The organism is Motilimonas eburnea (assembly GCF_021295345.1).
GTDB lineage: Bacteria > Pseudomonadota > Gammaproteobacteria > Enterobacterales > CBDFNC01 > Motilimonas > Motilimonas eburnea.
The window spans coordinates 122,394-149,241 of sequence record NZ_JAIMJB010000004.1 but is presented as its reverse complement, the minus strand read 5'-3'; the positions used below and the strand labels follow the sequence as shown (position 1 = coordinate 149,241).

Annotated in this window: 24 protein-coding genes; 13 read left to right on the top strand and 11 right to left on the bottom strand. The window is 46.0% G+C overall.

Features of this window, described 5'->3' with window-relative positions; genetic code table 11:
* Positions 1–358 precede the first annotated feature (358 nt).
* Entirely contained in the window at positions 359–1,336 is a 978-nt protein-coding gene (locus K6Y21_RS05555; protein WP_233070787.1) for a PstS family phosphate ABC transporter substrate-binding protein, read from the top strand.
* Between the two features lie 138 nt (positions 1,337–1,474).
* Here the strand turns inward: K6Y21_RS05555 and arcA are convergent, their stop codons facing one another.
* Complete coding sequence (gene arcA, locus K6Y21_RS05550) at positions 1,475–2,194, bottom strand: two-component system response regulator ArcA (protein WP_233070786.1); 720 nt, start codon at positions 2,192–2,194, stop codon at positions 1,475–1,477.
* Positions 2,195–2,601: 407 nt separating this feature from the next.
* Here arcA and K6Y21_RS05545 point away from each other — a divergent pair, with 407 nt between their 5' ends.
* A complete protein-coding gene (locus tag K6Y21_RS05545) occupies positions 2,602–3,015 on the top strand; it encodes a DUF3293 domain-containing protein (RefSeq protein ID WP_233070785.1) in 414 nt (137 codons plus the stop codon).
* Here the strand turns inward: K6Y21_RS05545 and K6Y21_RS05540 are convergent.
* Positions 3,012–3,554 carry a hypothetical protein gene (locus tag K6Y21_RS05540; protein ID WP_233070784.1) on the bottom strand — a complete coding sequence of 181 codons (543 nt, stop codon included), beginning with the start codon at positions 3,552–3,554 and terminating at the stop codon, positions 3,012–3,014. The genes K6Y21_RS05545 and K6Y21_RS05540 overlap by 4 nt on opposite strands.
* Here K6Y21_RS05540 and K6Y21_RS05535 point away from each other — a divergent pair.
* From K6Y21_RS05535 to tesB, 5 genes are all read left to right on the top strand, one after another.
* Positions 3,553–3,828: a hypothetical protein gene (locus K6Y21_RS05535; protein ID WP_233070783.1), complete on the top strand. Its 276-nt coding sequence runs from the start codon at positions 3,553–3,555 to the stop codon at positions 3,826–3,828. The two genes, K6Y21_RS05540 and K6Y21_RS05535, sit on opposite strands and share 2 nt — an antisense overlap.
* Positions 3,829–4,020: 192 nt before the next feature.
* On the top strand, positions 4,021–6,483 hold the full coding sequence (gene thrA, locus K6Y21_RS05530) for a bifunctional aspartate kinase/homoserine dehydrogenase I (protein WP_233070782.1): 2,463 nt from the start codon (positions 4,021–4,023) through the stop codon (positions 6,481–6,483).
* Between the two features lie 43 nt (positions 6,484–6,526).
* Positions 6,527–7,483 (top strand): homoserine kinase, encoded by a 957-nt coding sequence (gene thrB / locus K6Y21_RS05525; RefSeq protein ID WP_233070781.1) that lies wholly within the window; start codon positions 6,527–6,529, stop codon positions 7,481–7,483.
* The gene (thrC, locus tag K6Y21_RS05520) at positions 7,480–8,757 is read left to right on the top strand and encodes a threonine synthase (RefSeq protein ID WP_233070780.1); all 1,278 of its coding nucleotides are present in this window, start codon (positions 7,480–7,482) and stop codon (positions 8,755–8,757) included. The genes thrB and thrC overlap by 4 nt, the downstream gene beginning before the upstream one ends.
* Before the next feature lie 147 nt (positions 8,758–8,904).
* Positions 8,905–9,780: an acyl-CoA thioesterase II gene (gene tesB, locus K6Y21_RS05515; protein ID WP_233070779.1), complete on the top strand. Its 876-nt coding sequence runs from the start codon at positions 8,905–8,907 to the stop codon at positions 9,778–9,780.
* Between the two features lie 54 nt (positions 9,781–9,834).
* On the opposite strand, the gene grcA is transcribed toward tesB, so the two are convergent.
* Positions 9,835–10,215 (bottom strand): autonomous glycyl radical cofactor GrcA, encoded by a 381-nt coding sequence (grcA, locus tag K6Y21_RS05510; protein WP_233070778.1) that lies wholly within the window; start codon positions 10,213–10,215, stop codon positions 9,835–9,837.
* Positions 10,216–10,575: 360 nt separating this feature from the next.
* Here grcA and ung point away from each other — a divergent pair, with 360 nt between their 5' ends.
* On the top strand, positions 10,576–11,250 hold the full coding sequence (gene ung, locus K6Y21_RS05505; RefSeq protein ID WP_233070777.1) for a uracil-DNA glycosylase: 675 nt from the start codon (positions 10,576–10,578) through the stop codon (positions 11,248–11,250).
* Positions 11,251–11,722: 472 nt separating this feature from the next.
* Complete coding sequence (locus K6Y21_RS05500) at positions 11,723–12,259, top strand: hemerythrin domain-containing protein (RefSeq protein ID WP_233070776.1); 537 nt, start codon at positions 11,723–11,725, stop codon at positions 12,257–12,259.
* A gap of 175 nt (positions 12,260–12,434) precedes the next feature.
* Here the strand turns inward: K6Y21_RS05500 and K6Y21_RS05495 are convergent, their stop codons facing one another.
* Positions 12,435–13,070 (bottom strand): AhpA/YtjB family protein, encoded by a 636-nt coding sequence (locus K6Y21_RS05495; RefSeq protein ID WP_233070775.1) that lies wholly within the window; start codon positions 13,068–13,070, stop codon positions 12,435–12,437.
* Positions 13,071–13,177: 107 nt separating this feature from the next.
* On the opposite strand from K6Y21_RS05495, the gene serB reads away from it, so the two are divergent.
* A complete protein-coding gene (serB, locus tag K6Y21_RS05490; protein WP_233070774.1) occupies positions 13,178–14,221 on the top strand; it encodes a phosphoserine phosphatase SerB in 1,044 nt (347 codons plus the stop codon).
* A gap of 89 nt (positions 14,222–14,310) precedes the next feature.
* Here serB and K6Y21_RS05485 read toward each other — a convergent pair whose 3' ends face one another.
* Complete coding sequence (locus K6Y21_RS05485; protein WP_233070773.1) at positions 14,311–16,650, bottom strand: PilZ domain-containing protein; 2,340 nt, start codon at positions 16,648–16,650, stop codon at positions 14,311–14,313.
* Between the two features lie 163 nt (positions 16,651–16,813).
* Here K6Y21_RS05485 and radA point away from each other — a divergent pair, with 163 nt between their 5' ends.
* Positions 16,814–18,178, top strand: coding sequence for a DNA repair protein RadA (radA, locus tag K6Y21_RS05480; RefSeq protein WP_233070772.1), 1,365 nt, complete (start codon positions 16,814–16,816; stop codon positions 18,176–18,178).
* A 2-nt stretch (positions 18,179–18,180) separates the two neighbouring features.
* Here the strand turns inward: radA and K6Y21_RS05475 are convergent, their stop codons facing one another.
* The 6 genes from K6Y21_RS05475 to ettA form a co-directional block, all read right to left on the bottom strand.
* Positions 18,181–18,795 (bottom strand): flavin reductase family protein, encoded by a 615-nt coding sequence (locus tag K6Y21_RS05475; RefSeq protein WP_233070771.1) that lies wholly within the window; start codon positions 18,793–18,795, stop codon positions 18,181–18,183.
* 27 nt (positions 18,796–18,822) lie between these two features.
* Positions 18,823–19,578, bottom strand: a complete 756-nt coding sequence (locus K6Y21_RS05470; RefSeq protein WP_233070770.1) for an SDR family NAD(P)-dependent oxidoreductase — start codon at positions 19,576–19,578, stop codon at positions 18,823–18,825.
* An 11-nt stretch (positions 19,579–19,589) separates the two neighbouring features.
* Positions 19,590–20,018: a thiol-disulfide oxidoreductase DCC family protein gene (locus K6Y21_RS05465; RefSeq protein ID WP_233070769.1), complete on the bottom strand. Its 429-nt coding sequence runs from the start codon at positions 20,016–20,018 to the stop codon at positions 19,590–19,592.
* 213 nt (positions 20,019–20,231) lie between these two features.
* Positions 20,232–22,139, bottom strand: a complete 1,908-nt coding sequence (locus tag K6Y21_RS05460; protein WP_233070768.1) for a cation:proton antiporter — start codon at positions 22,137–22,139, stop codon at positions 20,232–20,234.
* 175 nt (positions 22,140–22,314) lie between these two features.
* Positions 22,315–22,680, bottom strand: coding sequence for a PilZ domain-containing protein (locus K6Y21_RS05455; RefSeq protein ID WP_233070767.1), 366 nt, complete (start codon positions 22,678–22,680; stop codon positions 22,315–22,317).
* Between the two features lie 216 nt (positions 22,681–22,896).
* Positions 22,897–24,561: an energy-dependent translational throttle protein EttA gene (gene ettA, locus K6Y21_RS05450; RefSeq protein ID WP_233070766.1), complete on the bottom strand. Its 1,665-nt coding sequence runs from the start codon at positions 24,559–24,561 to the stop codon at positions 22,897–22,899.
* A gap of 425 nt (positions 24,562–24,986) precedes the next feature.
* On the opposite strand from ettA, the gene K6Y21_RS05445 reads away from it, so the two are divergent.
* Both K6Y21_RS05445 and K6Y21_RS05440 read left to right on the top strand, forming a co-directional pair.
* Positions 24,987–25,766 carry an ankyrin repeat domain-containing protein gene (locus K6Y21_RS05445; RefSeq protein ID WP_233070765.1) on the top strand — a complete coding sequence of 260 codons (780 nt, stop codon included), beginning with the start codon at positions 24,987–24,989 and terminating at the stop codon, positions 25,764–25,766.
* Positions 25,767–25,990: 224 nt separating this feature from the next.
* Positions 25,991–26,770, top strand: a complete 780-nt coding sequence (locus tag K6Y21_RS05440; RefSeq protein ID WP_233070764.1) for an ankyrin repeat domain-containing protein — start codon at positions 25,991–25,993, stop codon at positions 26,768–26,770.
* Positions 26,771–26,848: the final 78 nt, after the last annotated feature.

Below are 26,848 nucleotides of genomic sequence, written 5' to 3'. Positions count from 1 at the left end.
ATTTGTGGAAGCCCCAGTCATGGGGCGATAACAGCTGTTGATGTGGTTAACTGTATCGCTGCATTACTGCAGCTCCCACAGGGCTATTCTTCCTGTAATAGTTGCAGCTAGTGATTTGTGGAAGCCCCAGTCATGGGGCGATAATAGCTGTTGAGTTGGTTGATTTTATCGCTGCATTACTGCAGCTCCCACTGTTTCCAATGCTTCCACAGGATTGCCCCCTTTCATTGCCAGCCAACTCTCCATGAATAAAAAATGACAGTGGTCATCAAACTGTCATCTAAGCTACTTATATTTGTCATTATCGCTAGCCATACTGGCGCGGAATCGAAAAATACATTCACTTGGAGTAAAGATAATGAAAGTAAAAAATCTGGTAACAGCGATTGGTTTCAGTGTCGCTACCGTTTTCGCTGGCTCAGCTGTTGCTGGTAATGTTGATGCAAACCTACCTACTTACGAAAAAGTAAGTGGCATTTCAGGTAACCTATCTTCAGTTGGTTCAGACACACTGGCTAACATGATGACTTTCTGGGCAGAAGAGTTCAAGCGTCAATACCCTAATGTAAATATTCAAATCCAAGCGGCTGGCTCTTCTACTGCGCCACCAGCGCTAACTGAAGGTACTTCACAATTCGGCCCTATGAGCCGTCAAATGAAGTCTAAAGAAATCGAAGCATTCGAAAAGCGCTACGGTTACAAGCCAACTGAAGTACGTGTTGCTATCGATGCCCTAGCGGTATTTGTAAACAAAGACAACCCAATCGAAGGTCTATCAATCAAGCAAGTTGATGCTATCTTCTCTAGCACGCTTAAATGTGGCGGTAACAAGCAAGCTGAGCGTTGGGGTGATTTAGGCCTAGAAGGTGCTTGGGCTGACAAAGATATCCAACTATTCGGTCGTAACTCTGTATCAGGTACTTACGGTTACTTCAAAAAGAAAAGCCTTTGTAAGGGTGACTTCAAGAGCAGCGTAAACGAGCAACCTGGTTCAGCTTCTGTTGTTCAGTCTGTGTCTTCTTCTCTAAATGCAATCGGTTACTCAGGTATCGGTTACAAAACATCTGGCGTTCGCGCAGTTGCACTGTCTAAGAAAGACGGCCAATACATAGATGCAACCATGGATAACGCAGTAAACGGTTCATACCCGCTTTCTCGCTTCCTATACGTTTACATCAACAAGCACCCAAACAAGCCATTGGGTCCACTAGAGCGTGAATTCTTGAAAATGGTGCTTTCTAAGCAAGGTCAAGAAATCGTAGCTAAAGACGGTTATATCCCATTACCTGCTGCGGTAGTGAAGAAAGATCTTGAAGCACTGGGTATCGAGCTTTAATTAAGCCCTGAACCTAGTCAATACAGAGCCCTGCAATTTAGCAGGGCTTTTTGTTGTCTAAAGCAAAGTTAAAGGTAACAAAAAAGCCCTGAATGGAGTTCAGGGCTTTTGGGGTTTAAACGGATAGCTGTCTTCAGATTACTGCGGCTCGATGTCACCACAGAAACGGTAGCCTTCGCCGTGAATGGTCGCAATGATCTCTGGCGTTTCACCGTGACTTTCAAAATGCTTTCTGATGCGGCGAATGGTAACGTCAACGGTACGATCATGTGGCTTTAATTCACGTCCTGTCATTTTCTTTAATAACTCAGCACGGGTTTGAATTTGTCCAGGGTGTTCAACAAAATGCAACATGGCGCGAAACTCGCTGCGTGGTAACTTAAACACGACACCTGCAGGGCTAACCAAAGAGCGACTGTTGATTTGCAGTTGCCAACCGTTAAACTCGTAATTTTCTACTTGGTTAACTTGCTCTTCAACGGCAACAGCGGTTTGACTGCGGTTAAGCAGGTTTCTTGCACGAATGGTGAGCTCACGAGGATTGAAAGGCTTAGTAATGTAATCATCGGCACCAATTTCTAGTCCTAGGATCTTATCAACTTCGTTATCGCGACCCGTTAAAAACATAAGTGCTATGTTGTGCTTATCACGCAGCTCTCTGGCCAGTAACAAGCCATTTTTGCCTGGCAGGTTAATGTCCATGATCACCAAGTTAACTGTGTTGGACTTCAATACCTGATACATTTCGTTACCATCATTGGCTTCAAGTACGTGATAGCCCTCGGCTTCAAAAATACTTTTTAACGTATTTCGAGTGACCAATTCATCTTCTACGATGAGAATATTGGTAGTGTTCATATTAGTAGGCCCTAAGTATTTTAATTACAAATCTAACATTCTTTCATTTGTAAACCGAGTATGAAATTTAAAATGAGCGCAACATTTACCGTGTCTACTTGGTGCAATTGCTCAAAATGATGATGTCGGTTTACTATTATATTCAGCTTAACTCGCACTGTTTAGGCTCTTTTACGGGCAGCTGTACTGTCCGCTAGTTGTTGATAATAAAGTGTGAACATCTAGCAACTAAAGGCTTTATGGCGAATTTTATTGATTGCCAATTCTAGTTAGTTAACAGATGTATAACAACCGATATCCGACCTTAGGTGTTTTTTTTTCGATTCTGATTGACTTAAATCAAGAGTGTTCTACGGGCAGATTATTTTAACATTTGTTTTTCATTGACCCTAAAAGGTGAAAGGATTTTGTCAAAATTACAACATTTTCAGTGGCGCCTTTACCAGCAAACCTGTTTTGTTTGGTTAGGTGCCAGGCTAGATCAAACGGAGTTTGTTATTGTTACGGCGCATAACCCAAAAGGCAGGCTGCATAGTCGTTTTGCCAATAAAGTGGCTCACCGGCGTTTAATTCAACGAATTAGGTTAATGGGTTATGCCTATAGAGAGCTGATAGGTCAGTCTCAAGACGGTAAACATCAAGAGCTGAGTGTTGCCCTTGCGTGCTCTTTGCCACAAGGAATCAAATTGGCTAATGAGTTTCAACAAAATGCGGTTTATTGGGTGAGCGCTGATCGTTTAAGTTTACATGGCGTACGCTTTGCGATGGCAGCGGTTAAGATGGGCTCGTTTAAGGCTCGGTGTGCAATGGAGCTTGACTAAAAGCTGTAATCTAACCCAAGGTGCATAATTTGATGCTCAAGTTGCATGTCTATCGCTGCTTTCACATTGAGGTTCTGAATGATGTTGTAGGAAGTGGCAATGCCGAGGCTGGTGTTGCGCGTGCCAAAATGCTCTGGCGTGAGGGTTAAACGCATTTGGGTAATTCTACTTTCAAGCTTAAACCGATCGGCAAACACGTAATTAAGCCCGGTTGACATATGATATTGGTTCGCGGCGGGTGAGTTTGTGCCGCTACGCTGGCTTGGAGTCGACAAACCGGCCTCCATAAACCAATTTAGATTATCCAGTAAAGGGAAGTTATAACCTCCATTTACGCCAGAAATAATGCGCTCTTGCTCTGAGTCTAGTGATGCGCTTGGCTGATTGAGCAGCAGGTGGAACGAGGGTGAAAGTTGACTGACATACCATTGATTAGAAAACTCAGGGTTGACTTCTCCACTTACGGCTTTAGCCTCTGCTGCCATGGCTGATAGCACAAAGCATAACAATAAAAGCGGGTAAGTGAACGTCCTTGGCATGGGTTTACCTTTGATTGAAAGTCCGTTTATTCATTATGGCGCGAAGTTGGAAAAATGCTCTCTTTTTTTTCTGATTTACGAAAAAGGGGGCAGTGTCATTAAAAATGGCGATGAAAGGGATTTGCTTGGTGTGGGTGTAAGGTCTGGTTTGGGTTTTTTATTTGGACTATTTTGCTGTTTTTTTTTGAAATACCTTTCTTATAAATTGCTTGGTTTTGTTTTGGTGGTGAAATCTTCTTTTTGTTGGTGTCGTTTTCCTGCGTGGCAAAATTGACAATCGCGGTAAAGTTCGGTATTAAATAGCGCATTACTTAATAAAGGTTGCTTTATGTACGGTTTAATCACAACCACCACCATTATCACCACCGGCACAATTGCTGGAGCGGGCTAATGGATAAGCAATAACCAAATTCAATAAGCCCGCTCACTGAAGCGGGCTTTTTCATTTTTAACTGGGGGAGGTACGATGCGCGTACTTAAGTTTGGCGGGACATCATTAGCAAATGCGGAGCGATTTAATCGCGCTGCCGATATCGTAATCAGTAATCAGCAGCAATCTCAAGTCGCCTTGGTTTTATCTGCCCCTGCAGGCGTGACCAACAATTTAGTGGAAGTGGTTCAGCAAACCAGCCAAGGCCATAACCCAGAGCGCCAAGTGGCGGCAATCAAGACCATTTTTAACGATTTAATCGTGGGGTTATCGGCCCTTTACCCCGCCTTTCGTCACAACGCCTTGTTGACTCAAACCGACGAAGTGTTAGCCAAAGTAAGCAAACTATTGCAGGGTGTTAGTCTATTAGAGCAATGTCCAGATAATATCGAAGCCAGAATCTTATCCCAAGGCGAAGTGCTGAGTATCGCTTGTATGGCTGAGCTGCTAAAAGCCAAAGGTGAAACGGTTGAGATCATCGTGCCGCAAGAAAAACTCATCTCTTATCGCGGTGGCTACTTAGAAGCCATGGTTGACATTAAAGCCTCTAAAGCCCGTTTTGCTGCGTCGGCGATGAACCCAGAAGCGATTTATCTAATGCCGGGCTTTACCGCGGGTAATGAAGCGGGTGAAACCTTAGTGTTAGGCCGTAACGGCTCTGATTATTCTGCTGCTGTGTTAGCGGCTTGTTTGGACGCGGAGTGTTGCGAAATCTGGACCGATGTGGATGGCGTTTACAGCTGCGATCCGCGCTTGGTTAAAGATGCCACCTTACTTGATTCATTAAGCTACGCCGAAGCCATGGAGCTGTCTTATTTCGGTGCTAAGGTATTGCATCCAAAAACCATCGCGCCTATCTCACAGCATCACATTCCTTGTTTGATCAAAAATACCAATAACCCACAAGCTAAGGGGACGTTAATCAGCGGTGAGCCGGGTGACACTAAGATGGAAGTGAAAGCCATTTCCGATCTGAAAGGCATGACCATGCTAAGTGTTTCTGGCCCTGGCATGAAAGGCATGGTGGGCATCGCAGGCCGCATTTTCTCTGCGGTTTCTCGTGCCGGCGTGTCCATTGTGTTAATCACCCAGTCATCGTCTGAATACAGCGTTAGCTTTTGTGTTCATGGCTATGAAGCTGAGATGGCCGTGAGCGCCATTGAGCAAGAGTTTGAATTAGAGCTGGCCAATAAACTGATTGAACCCCTTGAGCAAAAAGCCAACCTAGCGATCATCTCGCTAGTGGGGGACGGCATGAAAACCGCATTGGGTGTGGCAGCGCGCTTCTTTAATGCACTCGCTGAACCCTCGGTCAATATTGTCGCGATTGCTCAAGGCTCTTCTGAGCGTTCGATTTCGGCTGTTATCCCAGAAAACAAAGTAAATGAAGCGATAAAGTCTTGTCACCAGAACTTCTTTGGTAGCCAGCAATTTATCGATGTGTTCTTGGTGGGCTGTGGCGGCGTTGGTGGTGCCTTTGTTGACCAAATTCATCGTCAAAGTGAGCAGCTAGCCAGTAAAAATATCACCATGCGGGTCTGTGGTATTGCCAATCGCAGCGCTATGATCACTAACCCTGATGGCATCAATTTAACGAATTGGCGTGATCAACTTAAAGATGCCACTGAACCGTTTTCTCTTGAGCGTGTTAACCAGCTGGTTGAAGCGTCTCATATTATCAACCCTGTACTGGTTGACTGTACCAGTGATGACAACATAGCTGATCAGTATGTGAACTTCTTAGGCACCGGTTTCCACGTAGTAGCGGCCAATAAAAAAGCCAATACTGGCAGCATGGATTACTACCGTCAATTGCGTTTAACTGCGCTATCAACACGCCGTAAGTTCCTATACGAAACGAACGTAGGCGCAGGATTACCTGTCATTGAAAACTTGCAGAATCTGCTTAATGCCGGTGACCAGCTGATGAAGTTTAACGGTATTTTATCGGGATCTTTATCTTATATCTTCGGCAAATTAGACGAAGGTTTGGCTTTCTCCGAAGTGACTAAGATTGCTCGTGAAAATGGCTTTACCGAGCCGGATCCGCGCGATGATTTGAGTGGCGTGGATGTGGCGCGTAAACTGCTTATTTTAGCGCGTGAGGCAGGCATGGAGCTGTCATTAGATGACGTTGAAATTGAAGCGGCCTTGCCACCGGGGTTTGATGACAGTGGTAGCATTGAAGAGTTTATGGCGCGTTTGCCACAAGCCGATGAATACTTTGCCAAACGAGCGCAAGATGCTGCCGATAAGGGCCAAGTATTACGTTACGCGGGCACCATAGAAGATGGTAAATGTCGTGTGTCTATCATCGCATGTGATGAGTCAGACCCATTAAATAAAGTTAAAGATGGCGAAAACGCCTTAGCGCTTTACAGCCAATACTATCAGCCGATCCCTATGGTATTACGCGGCTATGGTGCTGGTACTGAAGTGACGGCTGCTGGCGTGTTTGCAGACGTATTAAGAACATTAAATTGGAAGCAGGAAGTGTGATCATGACACCTGTTGTAGAACAAATTTGAGGGAGAGTAGGTTCATGAGTTTAGTTGCATACGCACCGGCTTCTACTGCAAACGTCAGTGTAGGCTTTGATGTGCTCGGTGGGGCATTAGCCCCTATCGATGGCAGTTTATTGGGCGATCGCGTGTTTATTGAGCAAGGCAGTGAAGAGTACAGCCTTAGTTGTAGCGGCCGTTTTGCCCACAAATTGCCTGCCGATGGTAAAAGCAATATCGTTTACCAATGCTTTCTTGGCTTCAAGGCGGCATTGGCTGAAAAAGGCATTGAATGCAAAAATGTGGCCATGGAACTTGAGAAAAACTTGCCTGTGGGCAGTGGCTTAGGTTCTAGTGCCAGCTCAATTGTGGCCGCCCTTGAAGCATTAAATGCGTTTCATGAGTACCCATTAGCCAAGATGGAAATGCTGGCGCTCATGGGCAAGCTAGAAGGGGAAATCAGTGGCAGCGTGCATTACGATAACGTTGCCCCTTGTTACCTTGGTGGCATGCAGCTGATGCTAGAGCAAGGTGAACTCATTAGCCAAGCCATTCCAAGCTTTAAAGAATGGTATTGGGTGGTGGCCTACCCGGGTATCACGGTATCGACATCGGCGGCCCGTGCAATTTTACCCGCGCAATATCGTCGCAGCGATGTGCTTGCCTATGGCCGTCACTTAGCGGGCTTTGTTCATGCCAGTTATACCAATCAGCCGGAATTAGCGGCCGGTATGCTTAAAGATGTGATTGCCGAGCCTTATCGCCAGCAGTTGATCCCAGGTTTCAAAGAAGTAAGAAAATACGCTGGCCAAAGCGGCGCATTAGCTACCGGTATCTCGGGCTCAGGCCCAACGGTATTTGTAGTCATGAAAGAAAAAGACCAAGCCCAGCGTTTGAAAAGCTGGTTAGAGCAGAACTTCATTCAAAATGAAGACGGATTTTGTCATATTTGTCACCTCGATGAAGAAGGTGCAAGAGTTGTAGGAACGCAGTTATGAACTTATACAATATAAAAGAACACAGTGAGCAAGTGAGCTTTCAACAAGCGGTTAAACAAGGTTTAGGTAAAAACCAAGGCTTGTTTTTCCCAGATACCATCGAGCCCCTTGCTGACGTTGACGCGTTACTCAACCAAGATCTTGTGACTCGAAGCACCGCTATTTTACATCACCTGATTGGTGATGAACTCAGCGAGCAAGATGTTAATGACATGGTCAGTAAAGCCTTCCAATTTGGCGCGCCAATCAAGCAAGTGACAGACAGCGTTTATGCCCTTGAACTTTTCCACGGTCCCACCTTAGCGTTTAAGGACTTTGGTGGCCGTTTTATGGCGCAGTGCTTAGCAAAATTCGGTGGCGAGCAGCCCATCATTATTTTGACGGCCACGTCAGGTGATACCGGTGCTGCGGTAGCTCATGCTTTCTATGGCTTAGAAAATATCAAAGTGGTTATTTTGTACCCGAAAGGCAAGATCAGCCCGCTACAAGAAAAGCTGTTTTGTACCTTAGGTGGCAACATCACTACCGTGGCCATTGAAGATGACTTTGATGCTTGTCAGGCCATGGTTAAAGCGGCGTTTGACGATCAAGAGTTGAAACAAGCAATTGGCCTAAACTCAGCAAACTCAATTAACATCAGCCGTTTATTAGCGCAAATTTGTTACTACTTTGAAGCTTATGCGCAGCTGCCTACCGATAAGCGTGACAACGTGGTGGTTTCTGTACCAAGCGGTAACTTTGGTAACCTGACTGCCGGCCTATTGGCGCAAGCACTCGGTTTACCTATCAAACGCTTTATTGCTGCCACGAATGCAAACGACACTGTGCCACGCTACTTAGCGGACGGTAACTGGGCGCCGAAGAAAACCGTGGCGACCCTATCTAACGCCATGGATGTCAGCCAGCCTAACAACTGGCCGCGCATTGAAGAGCTATTTAAAGTGAAAGGCAAGCAATTGTCTGAACTGGGTAAAGGTATGCTAACGGATACCGAAACCGAAGTGGCGCTGAAACAGTTAGACGAGCAGGGTTATTTGTGTGAGCCACACGGTGCGATAGCTTATGATCAACTGACTAAGCAACTAGCCGAAGGCGAAACCGGCATTTTCTTATGTACCGCGCACCCGGCTAAGTTTAAAGAAAGTGTGGAATCCATTTTAGGCAAAGACATCGGCTTACCAAAAGAGTTAGCTGATCGCGCCGATCTCGAATTGCTATCAAAACAGTTACCTGCTGATTTTGCACAGTTACGCGAGCTACTGTTAAATAACTAAACACAAAAAAGTGGCATATTTACGTTTTTTCTAACTATGCGTGAGGGGCAAAAACCGATGGTTTTTTGCCCCTTTTTTTGATCTTAGCCTCGGAAACATTTCTATATATCACTATGATGGGCGGATTTTCATTAAGTAGGGCCAATTATGAGTAAAGTATTAACGGATTTACTCTCGCAACTGCAACTTGAGCGAATTGAAAACACCTTATACCGTGGCCAGAGCCAAGATTTAGGCTTTGGCGCTGTGTTTGGTGGTCAAGTGATGGGGCAAGCATTATCTGCTGCTAAAGAAACGGTGGATGAAAGTCGCAAAGCACATTCATTACACTGTTACTTTTTACTGGCGGGTGATGTTAACCAGCCTATTGTTTACGATGTTGAAGCAATTCGTGATGGTGGCTCTATTTCAACGCGTCGGATCAAGGCGATTCAAAACGGTCGGGCCATTTTTTATATGACGGCTTCGTTTAAGGTGCCTGAAGTGGGGTTTGAACATCAAGATCTTATGCCAGATGTCCCGCCTCCCGAGGCGTTAGAATCTGAGCAGGATTATGCCTTACAGCATCGCGACATGCTGCCTGAGTATATTCGCGAAAAGTTTATTTGTGACCGTCCGATTGAAATGCGGCCTGTGGTCATGGTTAATCCTCTAAACCCAGCCATTGCCGAGCCGAAACGCGCGGTGTGGATGAAGGCGAGCGGGGCCATGCCTGATGATCTGCGTGTGCATCAGTATTTACTTGCTTATGCGTCGGATTTTAATTTCTTACCCACAGCCCTTTACCCGCACGGCGAGTCTTTTTTAGCCCCGCACATGCAGGTCGTCACCATCGATCATTCTATGTGGTTCCATCATGAATTTCGGTTTGATGATTGGCTGCTTTATGAAATTGATAGCCCAGTGGCATCGGGTGGTACTGGGTTAGTGCGCGGTAAAATTTATAATCGCGATGGCGTTTTAGTGGCTTCAAGTATCCAAGAAGGATTGATTAGAAAACACCAAGCCAAAAAATCTTCATAAAAAAGGGCGCTTAGCGCCCTTAATTGTTTCAATACGGCTGCAATGGCCGATTGATTATAGACTTTCTGTGAACGTACGCGTGATAACGTCGCGTTGTTGTTCTGGAGTCAGTGAGTTAAAGCGTACTGCGTAGCCAGAAACACGAATCGTTAATTGTGGGTACTTTTCTGGGTTTGCGATCGCATCTTCCAACGTTTCACGTTTTAGTACGTTCACGTTTAAGTGCTGACCACCTTCTTGTAGTGGTGCAACTTGTACCGGTACTTCTTTGTATTCAATGTCGCCTAGTTCGTTTAATGCAACAACTTGGTCTTCCTGATAAGCATTGTCTTTAACACATAGACAGCGCGCTTCTTGTTTGGCTTCGTCAAGTAACCAGAAAGAGTTAAGTAGAGAGGCGTTTTCAGCTTTAGTAATTTGCACACCAACAGTCATAGTCTAGCTCCATTTACAGTAAAAATATTGAAACAAAAGTACATAAGTGAAAATTAAGAACTTTCATCTCTTGGTTAATCTATGACCCATTATAGGCAGTGAAACACTTGATGTAAATCAATTTGCTACCCCTAAAGGGGTATTTATCTCATTAATTACTTGATCTAAATCAATGAAATTTTGATTTTACCCCTTTTTTAAGTCCGCGCTGCAGAAATGGTTATCGGGTGCTTTATTGTAATTAAGTTTCGTAATTTTATTACATTTGTGACTATGCTTTCATTCGGCTGTTTATGCTCTTAGAATGAAAACCTAATTAACTCGCTTAATTAGCGTGTGGTAGATGAGGTTGAGGGCAAGATGACAGAAGCTAGAACTTGGACTGATGTGATAGGTGTAGAAAAGCAACAGGATTACTTTCAACAAATCCTTGCTTTTGTAATGGGTGAGCGAGCTCAGGGTAAAGTGATTTATCCGCCACAAAATGAGGTGTTTAATGCCTTTAAGCTGACCGAACTGGCCGATGTGAAAGTCGTGATCTTGGGGCAAGACCCTTATCATGGTCCCAATCAAGCTCATGGGTTATGTTTTTCTGTTCGCCCAGGTGTTAAAACGCCGCCTTCCTTGGTCAACATTTACAAAGAGCTACAAACGGATATCCCAGGTTTTGTTATTCCTGAGCATGGCTTTTTACAAAGCTGGGCCGAACAAGGGGTGCTGTTGCTCAATACTGTGTTGACGGTGGAAGCGGGTAAAGCTCATAGCCACGCCAAATGCGGTTGGGAAACCTTTACTGATAAAGTGATAGAGCAGGTTAATCAGCATTGTGATGGTGTTGTTTTTCTACTTTGGGGTGCCCATGCGCAAAAAAAGGGCGCCATAGTGGATACCCAGCGTCACCATGTTTTAACTGCGCCACACCCGTCGCCTTTATCGGCTCATCGTGGATTTTTTGGCTGTAAGCATTTTTCTAAAACCAATCAAATTCTGGCCAGCTTAGGCAAAGACCCCATTGATTGGCAACCTCAGACTTGACCCGAAAAGTGCGAACTAGCACCTTGGCTAATACAGGTTTGGCAACTAATATCAAAAGGTTAATTGTAATTAGGGCCTGTTGATCTTTGATGGTTGATTTTTGTTCGAGTGGGAGACACCCTGTCTAAAAGCGTTTTGGGCAAGGCGAGCAGTATGTAGCTTAGCAATCTAAGTAAATACTGCTCAACGATGAACAGAATGCTTACGCCCGAAGGGCTTTAGCCGAATCCGTAGGACAGCGTTTGTTGGTCATTTCTACTGCGTTAGCGCCTTTTCGCGTAGGTAACTATGCCACAAAGATGCTGCCCACAACGATTGTTTGGTATAAATACCCAACAAATCGCTGCAAAAACCAGCACGAAAGATCAACAGGCCCTATTAGGTAACAGAGAGTTGTAATGCTCTATATCAATTTATTTCACTTTTGGCCTTGGTAGAGTGTGGACTTAAAGACAAGGATAAGGAAGCAGCCGTGTTAAGTATCATTCATAACGATCATAAAAATATAGCCAAATTGCTTAATGTGTTGACCGACAAGCTCGCTAGAATCAAATTAGAGGAAGGGGTGGATTACCGTCTGGTTCGCGATATTGTTAATTATTTACAGACATATTCGGGTAAGTTTCACCATCCGCTCGAAGACAGTATTTACGAGTATTATTTAAAATATCGTGTGGTTGACGACAGTGTTGCCAATCGACTTGCACAAGAGCACCATAACCTTGAACAGATCAGCAGTGAACTCAAGGAAATGATCGACAGTATTTTGTTAGATGCGATTGTGTCGCGTGATGACATTATCGAAAAGCTTGATCAATTTGTTAGCCTGCAAAAAGCGCATTTGAATTATGAAGAAGGTGAAATATTGCCGGCCATTAAGGCGAGCCTGACGGCGGACGATTGGCGCCAGTTAGAGCAAAACTGGCATCATGATCCCCAAGATGACCCTTTATTTGGTCGCTCTGTCGCCGATCAGTACAAATCTTTGGCGAAACGTTTAGGCCTATAGCGGTTTTGGTTTCCCCCCACTAAGCTCGAGGTTGGGCTTAGTGTGGCCTACTATCGCCCAGCTTAAAAAAGAACTTCAAAAAGAGTGCCTCCTCGCTTCATTGTTCCCCTACCTCTTCGTCTAGCGGCGGGTTTACTTACGTCTTTAACGTTTTATATTTTACCTTGCTGCGGGCTTATGCTTGCTCATTTTGTAACTTAGCTTTGTACATAAGCTGCTGCCACCACTGGCGCTTTTTCGACAGAGAACGGGTGAGCAAAAAGCCGATTAACAGGGCGACGAATAACATGGTTTTAAGCAGTTCATTGGCTTTTGCTTGAAAGTGATTCATTTCAGCCAAGATCTTACCTTGCTCTAAGGTGACGCGTAAGTAGCCAATTTTGGTGGTTTCTTGAAACAGCTCTGCAATATAGGGGATACGGTTCTGGGCGATTTCTCGGGCATCGGCTGAGGTCGTTTTTGGGGTGATCCCTAATATTAAGTCAAGGGACATGGCATCATCCGACTGATGCTGGACAACGCCATACGCATCATAAATCGTGACATCTCGCACCAATGGGTCTTTGGCTAATTGTGTCACTAAGCGGGCTAACTCATCAGGTTCATCCTGTTGTAAATATCGAGCTGCATCATTGGCAGCGCGACTGGTTAGGGTATAGCCATAGCGTTGAGTTTGTTCAATGCGGTTTTTGTTAGCCAGTAATTGTAGGTTTGTCGTTAAATAGGCAAGGTAGCCAATTAATCCCAGAGCAACAAGAAGTTGCAAGGCTCGCCAAATAACTATCCGGGATGATTTTGCTGTGAGTGTCATGAATCAAGTCTCCAGACTAACAAATAGACTCAGATTTGGGCTTGCAATGCGAAAACGCAATAGCTATCTTGAGCGCAATTTTTAAAAGATAAAATCAGGGAAGTATTGTGCAAAAGTTACATGAAGTCAAAGTGACTCAATTGCCACAGAGCCTAAATCAATGGAAAGCCTTATTGGTAGACCAAGTTGGCTCGTTTGATGGGTTGTTATTTCAAAGCCAAGCAATCAATGCTGTGAAAGGGGAGTTTGGTGCAGCCAGTAAGCAATTAGTGCTGATGGGGGCTAACTTAACCAGCTCTGTACTCACTCAGCTGGTTAACTTACTACTGCAAAATGGGGTTGAGCAAGTTTATGCTTATTCACCGCGATTCCAGTTAAACACCAGTGTCATTCGTCTAGCGCTCAGTAACGATGACGCCGATACCAAGGGCTTGGTTCAATCATTTTGTAGCAATGCGCAGTTAGATTTTGCTTTAGTTGAGCATATCCCTACGTTAGATAAGCCAGGCTTAGTGTTAATGGATATGGACTCAACCACGATCCAAATAGAATGCATCGATGAAATTGCTCGTCTGTACGGGGTGGGTGATCAAGTGTCTGCGGTCACGGCGCAAGCCATGCATGGTAAGTTGGACTTCAACGAAAGCTTACGCAGCCGCGTGGCTTTATTGGAAGGGGCTGATGAAGGCATTTTGAATCAAGTGATTGCCGACATGCCATTAATGCCGGGGTTAGAGGATCTTCTTGCTGGATTGAAACAAGCGGGTTGGAAAGTCTGTATCGCGTCTGGTGGTTTTACCTATTTTGCCCAAGCACTAAAAGATCAATTAGGTTTCGACCAAGTGTTTGCTAACACGCTAGAAATAGTAGAGGGTAAGCTCACCGGAAAGGTACTTGGCGAAATTGTTAACGCCCAAGTAAAAGCGCGTTTACTCGCTGAGTTGACCGAGCAGTATGGTCTCGAAGCCAGCCAAACCGTGGCAATAGGTGATGGTGCGAATGATTTAATCATGCTTGGCGCGTCGGCCATGGGCGTGGCAATCCATGCAAAACCTGTGGTGCAAGAGCAAGCGGCAGTGTCGATAAACCAACTCGACCTTGAAGCGGCGCTATGTATTTTAGCGACTAGCCAAAACACGGCTTGGGCTTAGCTCTGGTCTTAGTTCTGAGCTTGACTCTGAGCTTGGACTCTTGAATAAAACGCACGGCGTCAGGTGATAATCACTCGGCGCCGTGTGTGTTAGTGAGGATCGCGAAGACCAAACCGATATAAGGTTTCGGTGGTGGTATCGAGTAATTCGACCAAGGCGCACACAGACCATAGCTCCTCTTCGACTTGCTTTGCCTTGTGAATCGCGTAGTGAGCGATGTAGTCCAACTCTTTTTGAATCGATTCTATGTCCGGTTTACCCACTCGGGTTAAGCTCATTAAAATGGAATAAAAATGGCCATGTTGCAGCGCATGATTGATAAACGCTTTACGTTCGCTGTCGTCGATAAAATCATCGGCTAAACCATGGGTGACGGCCTGCGTCTTTTCATCAAGGTGAACATAAAGTTCAACCTGATGATTGGCTTTGTTGCCGGGCAATTCTTTTAGTCTTGAGCCGACTAATTGCTCCATTAATTTGTCTGCAAATAACGGGCTTAAATTAAACTGACCGGGGATCTTACTAAATCCGGATAATAACAGCGCAAGGCTATGATGCTGAGGATCGATAGCTAAACGGCCGATATCGAAGTGACCGTGATGGCGGGTAACAAAATTCACCGCAGAGAGAAAATGATGGCAGCATAGATGACGCAGTGCGAGCTCTAACCCCGGTTTAGGTAGCTTTTCTACGGCTTCACTGAGCTTTCCGGGGTTACTTTCAATCAATAGGTTAAAAAACTCGGTGCCGGTGTGGGCTTCGGCATGTTTACCCACACATAAATGAACGATGGTGCGCGCCGGGTTAAACCCTACCACTCGGTAAACCATACGAGACAGGTTCATGGTTTTCGTGAGTTTTTGCAGCTTGGGTAAAGCAATCAGGACTTTGTCACCCTTTTTTACGGGGGCCGCTTGGGTTAATGCGATTTTTAGCCCTCTGGGCGAGAAGTCTTGAGTGGTGCCTTCTAAGCTGCCCGTGGTAGTGGTTAGGGTGACGAGCGTGTTGTAGTTATACCGTTTTTCTTGGCGCTGCTGCACAAATTTAAAGGGCAGTTGCTCAAAGTTGGAGTGGGTTTTACTGACAAATCGAGTGAGTTGGTTGGCACTTTTGACGTCAGAACTGAGATTCTGGTAACTGGGTTTATGGCTGTCAAAAGTGGCGTCGGTCAATAGTCCGACGTATCTTACTTCAAGGGCCTTTTCTAAGGCGATGCGCGAGACATTCTCAGGGCTATGTTCGTTAAATTGGCGCTTTAGAATGCTTGGCTCTGCGACGGTAAGTTGAAGCTTGTAAACTCGCCAACTTGTTTTACGTGAGGCAAAAGATAGAAATAACGGCTTTAATCCGGTTTGTTGCAGCTCTTCTTTACTGGCCGCGATAAAAAACGCTTTGCTTTCGGTATGGTGAATAAAGCTGTAGATCAAGGTTTCTTTGATTGTATTGGGTTGCTTTAGCAGCAAGGCGATCCGCTCAGGCGTCACCAGTTGAGTTAAGCAGTTTTGGCCATTTTCATCACGCCAATATTCGAGAATGGGTAAATTTTGGCTGTTGTATAACACGCTCTCCAGCTTAGGCTCGTGATCATGGCTAAAGAATAAAGGTAAGCCCTTCATTAAAGGTAAGTAATACTGCTCATATCCCTTAGTGGTGACCGAGTGCAGTAGGTTTTCGGTATTGATTTTATAACGGTGTTTATTCCCTTTAATAAAGCCTTCAATAAAACCGTCAAAGCGCATGGGCTCTTGGGTTCGGGCCAAGCGAAGCCAAGTAATGTCATCGCCCTTGTCTTGGCCGACCAAGGTATAGGGCACCGCATTACGCAGTTCTGGCCCACTAAACTCCTTTTGCAAGCCGGTAAAAATAATGCCCACATCGATACCGCTCTGTAGGCGGTATTTCTGACTGATTTTAATGCGTAATCCGGTGGTTGAAATATCAGAAGTGGTGGCTGGGATCTCTTGTCCATCGGGGCTAAATAATTGCACCGGGATGGCAAAGTGCATACGTTCAGCACCTCTGGCATTACTGCGCTGTAAATTGAGGTGCTCTGCTTGTAATAGCTCTTTGCCTTGCTTGCCGATATCCGGTTTATTCTGGTTACGCTTGAGATTGATGACGTCTTCGTACACGCCCATGGTGTAGACGTTGTTGAAGCGTTTAAGGGATTTTTTAAACGCTTTTTGGGCGGCGCTGTCGAGAAAATGACGTTTGTTGTTAAAAATGAACTCTTCAGCGGAAGCAAACTTATCCCGTAAATCGATGATCCGTTGACAAGGCGCACTCAGACGATTGAGCTCCATCTTGATCAGGAACTTCACATTATTGCTTTCGCCGAATAAGATGCGATCGAGCAACTCTGGAAAGTCAGAATCTCGCATCAAGGGTAATAGCTGCTCAATTTGGCTTTGGTACTGTTTTAAATCCATCTAACGGTCATTAATCGTTTACTTAGTTAAAATAGGAACAACGCCCACTCACTCTAACCGCAATCTTAATTAAGAGCAGTCGCTTTTTTTGATTATTGCGTAGTATGATACAAAATTCATGCCGATACACAGGTAATCATGACAGAGAAGGTAATCATCGCTTATGGCTAAGGCAAAAACAGCTTACGTATGTAACGAGTGTGGATCTGAATTTGCGCGTTGGCAGGGCCAGTGTAATGACTGTAAAGCTTGGAACACCATCTCTGAAATTCGATTAGCGCCGGCCAAAAGTGCCCGCTCCAGTAGTCACCAAGGATACAGTGGGTCTACGCAAGCCAAAATCCAATTACTTAATGATATTTCCCTCGAAGATTTGCCCCGTTTTAGCAGTGGTTTTAAAGAGTTAGATAGGGTACTCGGCGGGGGGATTGTGCCCGGTAGTGCCATCTTAATCGGCGGTAATCCCGGTGCGGGTAAAAGTACCGTGTTGCTGCAAACCATGTGTCATTTAGCTCAAACCATGGGGGCCTTGTATGTGACGGGAGAAGAGTCCTTACAACAAGTGGCGATGCGAGCTCAGCGCTTAGGCCTGCCCAACGACAAACTGCAAATGTTGTCGGAAACGAGCGTGGAGAGTATTTGCCACTTGGCAGAGCAAGTGAAGCCGCAAATCATGGTGATCGACTCAATCCAGGTGATGCATGTTGCCGATGTGCAAAGCTCGCCCGGCAGTGTGTCACAGGTGCGTGAGGCGGCGGCCTATCTCACGCGTTTTGCCAAGCAAACCGGGGTGGCGATTTTTATGGTGGGCCATGTCACCAAAGATGGTTCATTAGCAGGCCCTAAGGTGTTAGAGCACTGTATTGATTGCTCCGTGATGCTTGATGGTGATGCTGATTCGCGCTATCGCACCCTGCGTGGGAATAAAAACCGCTTTGGTGCCGTCAATGAATTGGGCGTCTTTGCCATGACAGATCGCGGCATGCGAGAAGTCAGTAATCCCTCTGCTATCTTTTTATCTCGGGGGGATGAAAACACCTCGGGCTCGGTGGTAATGGTGATTTGGGAAGGCACGCGTCCTTTATTGGTGGAAATTCAAGCGCTGGTGGATTATTCACAGCAGGGTAATCCTCGCCGCGTAGCCGTCGGTACCGAACAAAACCGGTTAGCCATTTTATTGGCGGTATTACATCGTCATGGCGGCTTGCAAATGGCCGATCAGGATGTGTTTGTTAACGTGGTCGGAGGCGTAAAAGTGGCTGAAACCAGTGCCGACTTAGCGTTGTTGGTGGCATTAGTATCAAGCTTTCGCGATCAGCCATTGCCGCAAGAGTTGGTGGTGTTTGGTGAAGTGGGGTTATCGGGTGAGATCCGGCCTGTTCCCAGTGGGCAAGAGCGCATTATTGAAGCGGCTAAGCACGGTTTTAAACGCGCGATTGTGCCCATCGCCAACGTGCCTAAAAAGCCCATTGCAGGCATGGAAGTGGTGGGCGTGAAAAAACTCAGTGAAGCATTGGAAGTGCTTTAACCTTAGTTGTCGGGTTTTGCATAGGCTAAGCGGGTTAAAGGCTGACCCGTGTGATAACTGTCTAAGCCCGTAACGGCAACGGCCTCTAGACGGGTAATGTCAATATGGCCATCGGCTTGAATGGCTTGCTGCTCGACATACACCTGTTCTATTTCACCTATCACTAATTCAGTGCCATTGACGGCCAAGGTTTGGGTGCTGATGAGCTTGATCCCCATTTTTAATTTACTTTGTGCCACATAAGGGGCGATAAAGTCATCAAGGTACTCGCAATCCAATCCCGTTGCGGCAAATTCTGAAACCTGCTTGTCGTAGCGAGCGGACGTTTGGTGGGCCTGTCGGTATATTTTTTCATTGACTTGATTGATGGTGTAATAGCCTGTTTCGAGCAGATTTTCTAAGGTGTGACGGGGGACACGGTGGGGGCGCATGATCATGCCTATCAAGGGCGGGTGCGCGCCGAGATGAAACACTGAGCTGACAATCGCTAAGTTGGTGTTGCCCTGACTATCTGCAGTACCAATTAAATTTGCGCTCTTATAACCCGATAATGAGTTTACAAAATGGGTGCGGTAGTGTTTATCAAATTGCGCCAGTTGCGCTGAGGTGATGTTCATTTTTTTCCTTAGTCAGTTATTGGTTGATTACCAAGCTATCGGTTTGCCTTGCCAATCAATAAAACTGGCTTGGCCATCGGCAGGGTAGTAAGGCAGTAATTCAAGTAATTGATTGGCGACAAACTCGGGGGTAAATAAGGGCTTGTTGCCAAGGTTTTGTTGAAACGGCGCCGACAGCGAGGTGTCTGTGGTGCCCGGATGAAAGGTAATAATCTTGGCGTGCTTATTGCGCCTTGCATATTCAATGGCGGTGGTTTTGACGAGCATATTTAATGCGGCTTTTGAGGCTCGATAACTGTACCAGCCACCTAAACGGTTATCGCTAATACTGCCCACCCGGGCACTAAATACCACCACGTGAGTTGGGCTGTGAGGGGGAAGATAAGCCAGCAAATGCTTTAGCCAGAGCATAGGGGTGATGGCGTTGGCGGCGAACACCTCATGCAGATGATGCGCATCGACTTGCTCTAATCGTTTTTCAGGTGTTAACGGATGACGATTGGTTTGCTCATCTGCTGGGATGTTATGCAGTAAGCCATTGCAAATAAAAACGTATTTTAGTGGGGGGCGTGACTGGGCTAAACTGGCAAGGGCATCTCTGATACTCGTTTCGCTGTAATCACATTGCAGGGCTATCAGCTTATTGGAGCTTGCCGATAAGGGGTGTCGGCTAAAAGCAAAAATATGCTCAATGTCTTGCTCATGATGCAAGCGGTCAATGAGGGCACTTGCGATACCACTGCTGGCACCGATGACGAGGGCACTTTTTTGGGATGTCGACATGATGCGGGCCTCTAGCGGATTTTGGTGCTGCACGTGTTATCGTTGCACGCTTGATATTCGAGGCGCTTTTTACCTGTTAACAGCAGTGAGATATTGTACCTGTGCTTGGCAAATAGCAGGTAGGCTTTATCGGCGACCGGTTTAATCAAAGGTTTGCGCAGCAGCGATACCCACTTACCATAGCCAATCAGCGACCAAGCTTGATGGGTCACATCCAGCCCTAATAAAATCTCTCCGCTCGCGGTTTGGCCATGTAAAATGTCATTGGCTTTTTGCCGACAAATATGGGGGTAGCGCTGCTCGAAATCTATCTGGTTGATATCGACGAGGGCGACTTTATTCAGATGATCCCGCTGTTTGATGTGTTTCATTTCTCGTTTGCACAAAGGGCACAAAGCATCATAAAAAATCGTTAATTCGGCTACATTTTTCGCTGTCATCCTGTTACTCCTTTATCCCTTTAGGCTGCTCTTGTGCCCGAACAGTCCCCGTGAGATTCCTCTATTCAATGAACGATTCTACGAAATTGAACTGTGATTGGATTAGAAAAGGGGGAGGAATGACCCATTCCTCTGACGTTACTGCTTTACCGTCACTCCAAATGTTGATGGTATTCGTTCAGCTTTCACCTACCGATGAGTCGAATGCTGCGATTAAGCATTATCCTGTGATGGTTTAGGGGCTATATCTGAGTTGTTAGGAGATGCCGTGGGATCTTGCTTGAGCTCTCTTTCAGCCGCTTCTTCCTTTGCCCTTTGTAAAATGGCATGCTCTTGAGCGTCAATGGGCAATAAGCTGATCAATTCTACCCCATTAGGGGGCTGATGACTTTCGGTTGCCGACAGTATCTTTAACTTGTTTTGTTTAGTGATATACACCAAGGGAATGGCGGTATCACCATAGCGTTTTTTGAAGTGCTCAAAGGTAAAGCTGTCGGTAATGTTAGTGAGCTTTAATTGTGCTCCCTGCGCCATTAAGCTGGCGATTTTGCCATAGGTGACACTTTCGCCAAACAAGCAAAGGCGCTTTAAGTAAGACTCAGACAATTGATGCCTAGCGCTGGTCGCATCGGGGTTATTGAGCCCATAGACTTTATCTTTGCCCAGTAAATCTTGATAGTGAAAGCTGACTAACGGGTTTAGCTGTCGGTATGGGGACATGACTAACACCCTGCCAATGCCGCTCATGTCTAAATAATTACTGGCGTGCTCCGAGGCGGGGTTACCAAAATAGACAGGTAAATTTTGCATTCTGGCTAAGCGGATACTGTCGTAGTTGGTGTCGGCGAGTAACACGGGAATCTGTTTTGATTGCAAAATCACGGCCAGATCGCGCGCGAACTTAGAGGCGCCAAACATCAATAAACCTTGGGGCGAGCCTGCTTTTACGCCAAGTAGCTTGGCCCATCTACCTGCTGTTAGACTTTGGATAATCACCGTACCTATGATGATCAAAAATACCAAGGGCACGATCATCTCAGAGCCTTTGACATTCAGTTGCTCTAATTTAATGGCGAATAGAGAAGAGATGGCCGCAGCGACGATACCTCGCGGGGCAAGCCAGCTAAGAAACCACTTGTCCGCCCGGCTTAAGTTGGTACCAATCCCTGAGATCCAGACGCTCAGGGGTCTGGCGAGCAACATCACCACCATCAGCACACCGATGCCAGACCAGCCGAGGCTGAGCATGGCTTGGGAGTCGAGTCTGGCCGCTAATAGTATAAACAAGGCTGAAATCAGCAAAACCGTCAGAGTTTCTTTAAACTCTAGAATATCCTCAATATCGACCCCGCGCATATTGGCTAGCCAAATCCCCATCACAGTAACAGTGAGCAAGCCTGACTCTTCTTGTAACAGGTTGGAGGCAACAAAAATGCCGAGCATGATGGTAAGCACGGCGGTATTGCGTAAATAATGGGGGAATAAGTTGTTACGAATAGCAATCCCAATCCCGTAACCGCCAGCGCAGCCTAACCCCAGCCCAACCAGTAATGTCATGCTCAACGAAGTTAAAATATAGGTGGTGGGATCGGCAGTGACCGTAATAAACTCAAACACCAGTACCGCTAACAAAGCGCCAATGGGATCGATAATGATCCCCTCCCAACGCAAAATGCTGGCAAGATTAGATTTAGGCTTGACTGAGCGCAGCATGGGCACAATCACCGTAGGCCCTGTCACCACGACTAAAGAGCCGAACAATAACGCGATGGTCCAATCAAAACCGAGTAAGAAGTACGCAGCAGGGGAAACGCAAGCCCAAGTGATCAGCATACCGATAGAGACAAGGTGAGTGACCATGCGGCCATGCTCTCGGATCTCTTTAAAATTAAGGGTCAGGGCGCCTTCGAACAAGATCACGGCCACGCCAAGGGAGATAATAGGAAACAGCAGATCGCCAAACAGCTGATCCGGATTGAGGATATCTAAACCCGGCCCCAGCAGCAGACCGCACAACAGCAGGGGTAAGATAGCAGGTAAACGTAAGCGCCAGCCAACCCATTGGCATAGTAAAGATAACACACCTATCAGTGCCAGCATGCCCGTTATGTGCTCGTCCATTGCGTATCCTTACGTTTTTTAAAGAAAAATAACTACTAATAAAGTAACAGTATAGTTGCTAACGAGTGATTTTTTATGGCAAGGCTGTGATCGAAGAAGGGATATGAACGAAATAAACAAGACAAGAGCAAAGAGGCCAAATAAGGCCTCTAAGATGATAAAAAAGCACTAAACATTATTCACTCTGACTAACGAGTTGTTCCAGCTCTCGGTGCAGTAACTCATCATCACCCATGTTGAGTTCAACCAAACGTTTTAAGTGAGTGGCACTTTCTATGTCGATACTGGTGGTTTTTAGGCCAAGATGATCGGCTTGTTGATGACACAAGGTCACTTCCATACTTAGCTCAATGTTGCTTTCACCTAAGGTGAAGTTCAAAACATATTCATCACCTGCCGCCCCATTCCAAGACGTGGGGGTTGTTACTAACGCACCTTTGAGTGAAAGGTCTAATAACTGCGTTGGCCAATGTTGGTCACCTGCTTCGAGTGATGCGCTGGCTTGATAGACCACGCGGGAAAACTTTCTACGTTCAGACATGCTCGATTTCCTGTCGTTAAACTGATCTCAGTGGTTTGCACCCCTGTTTAAAACGCAGATTAGCGCGTTTTCTGTTGGAGATCACTTACTCTGTTTTTAAGCATAACTAACTTGTGAGGTTTGTGCGACTTTACGACATAAGAAACGCCCTGCAAGCAGGGCGTTAGTGGAGCAGATAGCGAGCTTTAAGCAAGCTCAAAACAAGCTTAAGGGGATTTAAGAAATGCGCTTGTACTTGATGCGGTGAGGCTCAGCCGCCGCAGCACCATAGGTCTTTTTCAACCAAGCTTCGTACTCGGTGTAGTTACCTTCGTAGAAGTTCACTTCACCCTCATCGCGGTAGTCGATAATGTGGGTCGCGATACGGTCAAGGAACCAACGGTCATGGGAAATAACCATGGCACAGCCGGCAAATTCCAGTAGGGCGTCTTCCAGAGCACGTAAGGTTTCGATATCCAAGTCGTTGGTTGGCTCATCCAGTAGCAATACGTTACCGCCGGTTTGCAGTAGTTTGGCTAGATGTAAACGGCCGCGCTCACCACCCGATAATTCGCCAACGCGTTTTTGCTGGTCGGTGCCTTTAAAGTTAAAACGGCTAACATACGCACGGCTAGGAATTTGGATATTACCCACTTGCATCATGTCGCCACCGCCGGTGACTTCTTGGAACACGGTTTTGCTGTCGTCCATGGCATCACGGAACTGATCCACACTCGACAATTGCACCGTTTCACCAATTTTGATTTCACCTGAATCGGGCTGCTCTTGGCCGCTGATCATCTTAAACAGGGTCGATTTACCTGCACCGTTAGGGCCGATAATCCCAACAATGGCTCCCTTAGGAATGGCAAAAGACAGATCATCAATCAACACACGGCCATTGAATGATTTTTTAAGGTTGTTTACTTCGATAACTTGATCGCCCAAACGCTGACCCGTTGGAATAAATAACTCGTTGGTCTCGTTACGTTTGGCAAAATCTTGGTTATTAAGCTCTTCAAAGCGCGCCATACGGGCTTTACTTTTCGATTGACGACCCTTGGCATTGGAGCGAACCCATTCCAATTCTTTTTCAATCGACTTCTTACGTGCTTTTTCTTGCGATGCTTCTTGTTGTAAACGGGCATCTTTTTGCTCTAGCCAAGAAGAGTAGTTACCTTCCCATGGAATACCTTCACCACGGTCAAGCTCTAAGATCCAACCAGCCACGTTATCAAGGAAGTAACGGTCATGGGTAATGGCCACTACGGTGCCTTCGTAATCGTGTAAGAAGCGCTCAAGCCAAGCAACAGATTCGGCGTCCAAGTGGTTGGTTGGCTCGTCTAAGAGCAGCATGTCTGGCTTTTCAAGTAACAAGCGACAAATGGCAACACGGCGACGTTCACCACCTGATAAGTGCTTCACTTTTGCATCCCACTCAGGCAAACGCAGGGCATCGGCGGCGCGCTCAAGTTGGTTGTCTAGGTTATGACCATCATGGGCTTGAATAATGGCTTCTAATTCACCTTGCTCTTTGGCAAGGGCGTCAAAATCAGCGTCTTCTAAAGCATACTCGTTGTACACTTCATCCAGACGCACCAGCGCATTTTTTACTTCGGCGACGGCTTCTTCTACCACTTCGCGCACCGATTTTTCTAAATCTAGTTTTGGCTCTTGCGGTAAGTAACCAATTTTAATGCCCGGCATAGGGCGCGCTTCACCCTCAATTTCCGTGTCCACGCCCGCCATGATGCGTAATAAAGTGGATTTACCCGCACCGTTTAAACCCAATACGCCAATCTTAGCGCCCGGGAAGAAACTTAAAGAAATGTCTTTCAAAATCGTGCGCTTAGGCGGGACGACCTTGCTCACGCGGTTCATGGTGTAAATAAATTGCGCCATTAAAATGTCCTTTAAATAACCCGTTAATAATGATTCAAAATGCGTCGGCTAAATATTAGTGCAAGTCATTGCAGATGGCAGTAAAGCATCAATGCTTTGTTTTGCCAGCGCAGTAACTTAGCCTATCAATCGCGATAATGGCGTTATTCTACTTTGTTTCTAGGTGGGTGCAATCATCATGGGGGATATTCGCGGGATCCTGGGTGGTTTTTATCTTAAGCACTTGCTATGGCGAGTTTACAACGGAAAATAAGTCACAAAAATGTAATCCTGTTGCCTTCGTTGCTATGCGCTTATGCCTATCTTGGTTAGGATGGCGTAAGGTTATTACAACACCACCTCTATGGTGTGGAGTATGCTGCGTAAGGCTAGGAGCTATGGCGCCTGAGATTGCGTTTGATTTAGGATAAACAGGGATGCTGGAAATGCGATTTAACTGGGTAAAAAAAATCACTCTGATATTGTGCTGGGTTAGCCTGCTTGGCTGTGCCAGTGGTCAATACCTAGGTGCGATTAGGTTGGATTTAGATAACGCCTATAGCGATAAATCTGCCATTACCCTATCACGGGCAGCCATGCGTGGTGATGTAAAGCTCATTAACAAAATGCTGGCAAGCGGCGTTGATGTGAATGTGCGGGGTAAGGGCGGAGAAACCCCTTTACTTTGGAGTTTAACCGCGCTTAACAAAGCGGGCTATCAAGCGTTACTGGAGGCAGGGGCAGACCCAAACCTTCAGCTTTATGAATATGGTACCTCGGCAACAAGTATCAGTGCGAGGATGGATGACAGTGACTTTTTGCGTTTAGCCCTTGCTTATGGGGGTAATCCAAATCTACGCCACGGCAAAAATAATATTCAAATCACCCCCATTTTTGATGCCGTCGTCGCGTCAAGACTGGAAAACGTAAAGATACTGATGGCAGCGGGAGCCCATTTAAACCTAAGAAACTGGAAGCGTGAAACGGTTGCGGATTTTGCGGCATCGAGCAACCAGTGGCAAATCGTGTATATGATGCTGGAAGCGGGCGTGGACTATACGGGCAACAGCAAGTTGCAAAATCGACCTAGAATAATCACTGCCTTAGAGCAGCAAAATATTGTGGGTGAAAGTGAGAAGGCATACTGGCGAGATAAGGTCATTGCGTTTTTGCGTGACCGTGATGTGGAAGTATACCCGAGAGACCCGTTAGCGCCGGAAGAATAAGGCCACCATAGAACCCAGAACAATAGAACCATAGAACCATAGAATAGAGCGATAGCCAAACGAAGTGAAAGGGTTATCTCGTTGCTATGCGCTTATGCCTATCTTGGTTAGGATGGCTTAAGGTTATTACAACACCACCTCTATGGCGTGGAACATGCTGCGTAAGGCTAGGAGCTATGGCGCCTGAGATTGCGCTTGATTTAGGATAAACAGGGATGCTGGAAATGCGATTTAAATGGGTAAAAAAAATCACTCTGATATTGTGCTGGGTTAGCCTGCTTGGCTGTGCCAGTGGTCAATACCTAGGTGCGATTAGGTTAGATTTAGATAACGCTTATAGCGATAAATCTGCCATTACCCTATCACGGGCTGCCATGCGCGGGGATGTAAAGCTCATTAACAAAATGCTGGCAAGCGGGGTTGATGTGAATGTGCGGGGTAAGGGCGGAGAAACCCCTTTACTTTGGAGTTTAACCGCGCTTAACAAAAAGGGCTATCAAGCGTTACTGGAGGCAGGGGCCGATCCAAATATTCAGCTCACTGAATATGGTGAATCTGTCATGAGTGTTAGCTCAGTGGTTAATGACAGTGACTTTTTGCGTTTAGCCCTTGCTTATGGGGGGGATCCAAATCTACGCCACGGAAAGAATAATATTCAAATTACTCCTATTTTTGATGCTGTCGTGGCGACAAGACTGGAGAATGTCAAAATACTGATGGCAGCGGGAGCCAATTTAAACCTAAGAAACTGGAAGCGTGAAACGGTTGCGGATTTTGCGGCATCAAGCAACCAGTGGCAAATCGTGTATATGATGCTGGAAGCGGGCGTGGACTATACGGGCAACAGCAAGTTGCAAAATCGACCTCGAATCATCACTGCCTTAGAGCAGCAAAATATTGTGGGTGAAAGTGAGAAGGCATACTGGCGAGATAAGGTCATTGCGTTTTTGCGTGACCGTGATGTGGAAGTATACCCGAGAGACCCGTTAGCGCCGGAAGAATAAGGCACCCTATAACCATGTTATGTGTCCTACCGAGTATAGCCATGGAAATAGATTATAAGAATATAGAGAGCAAAGAAG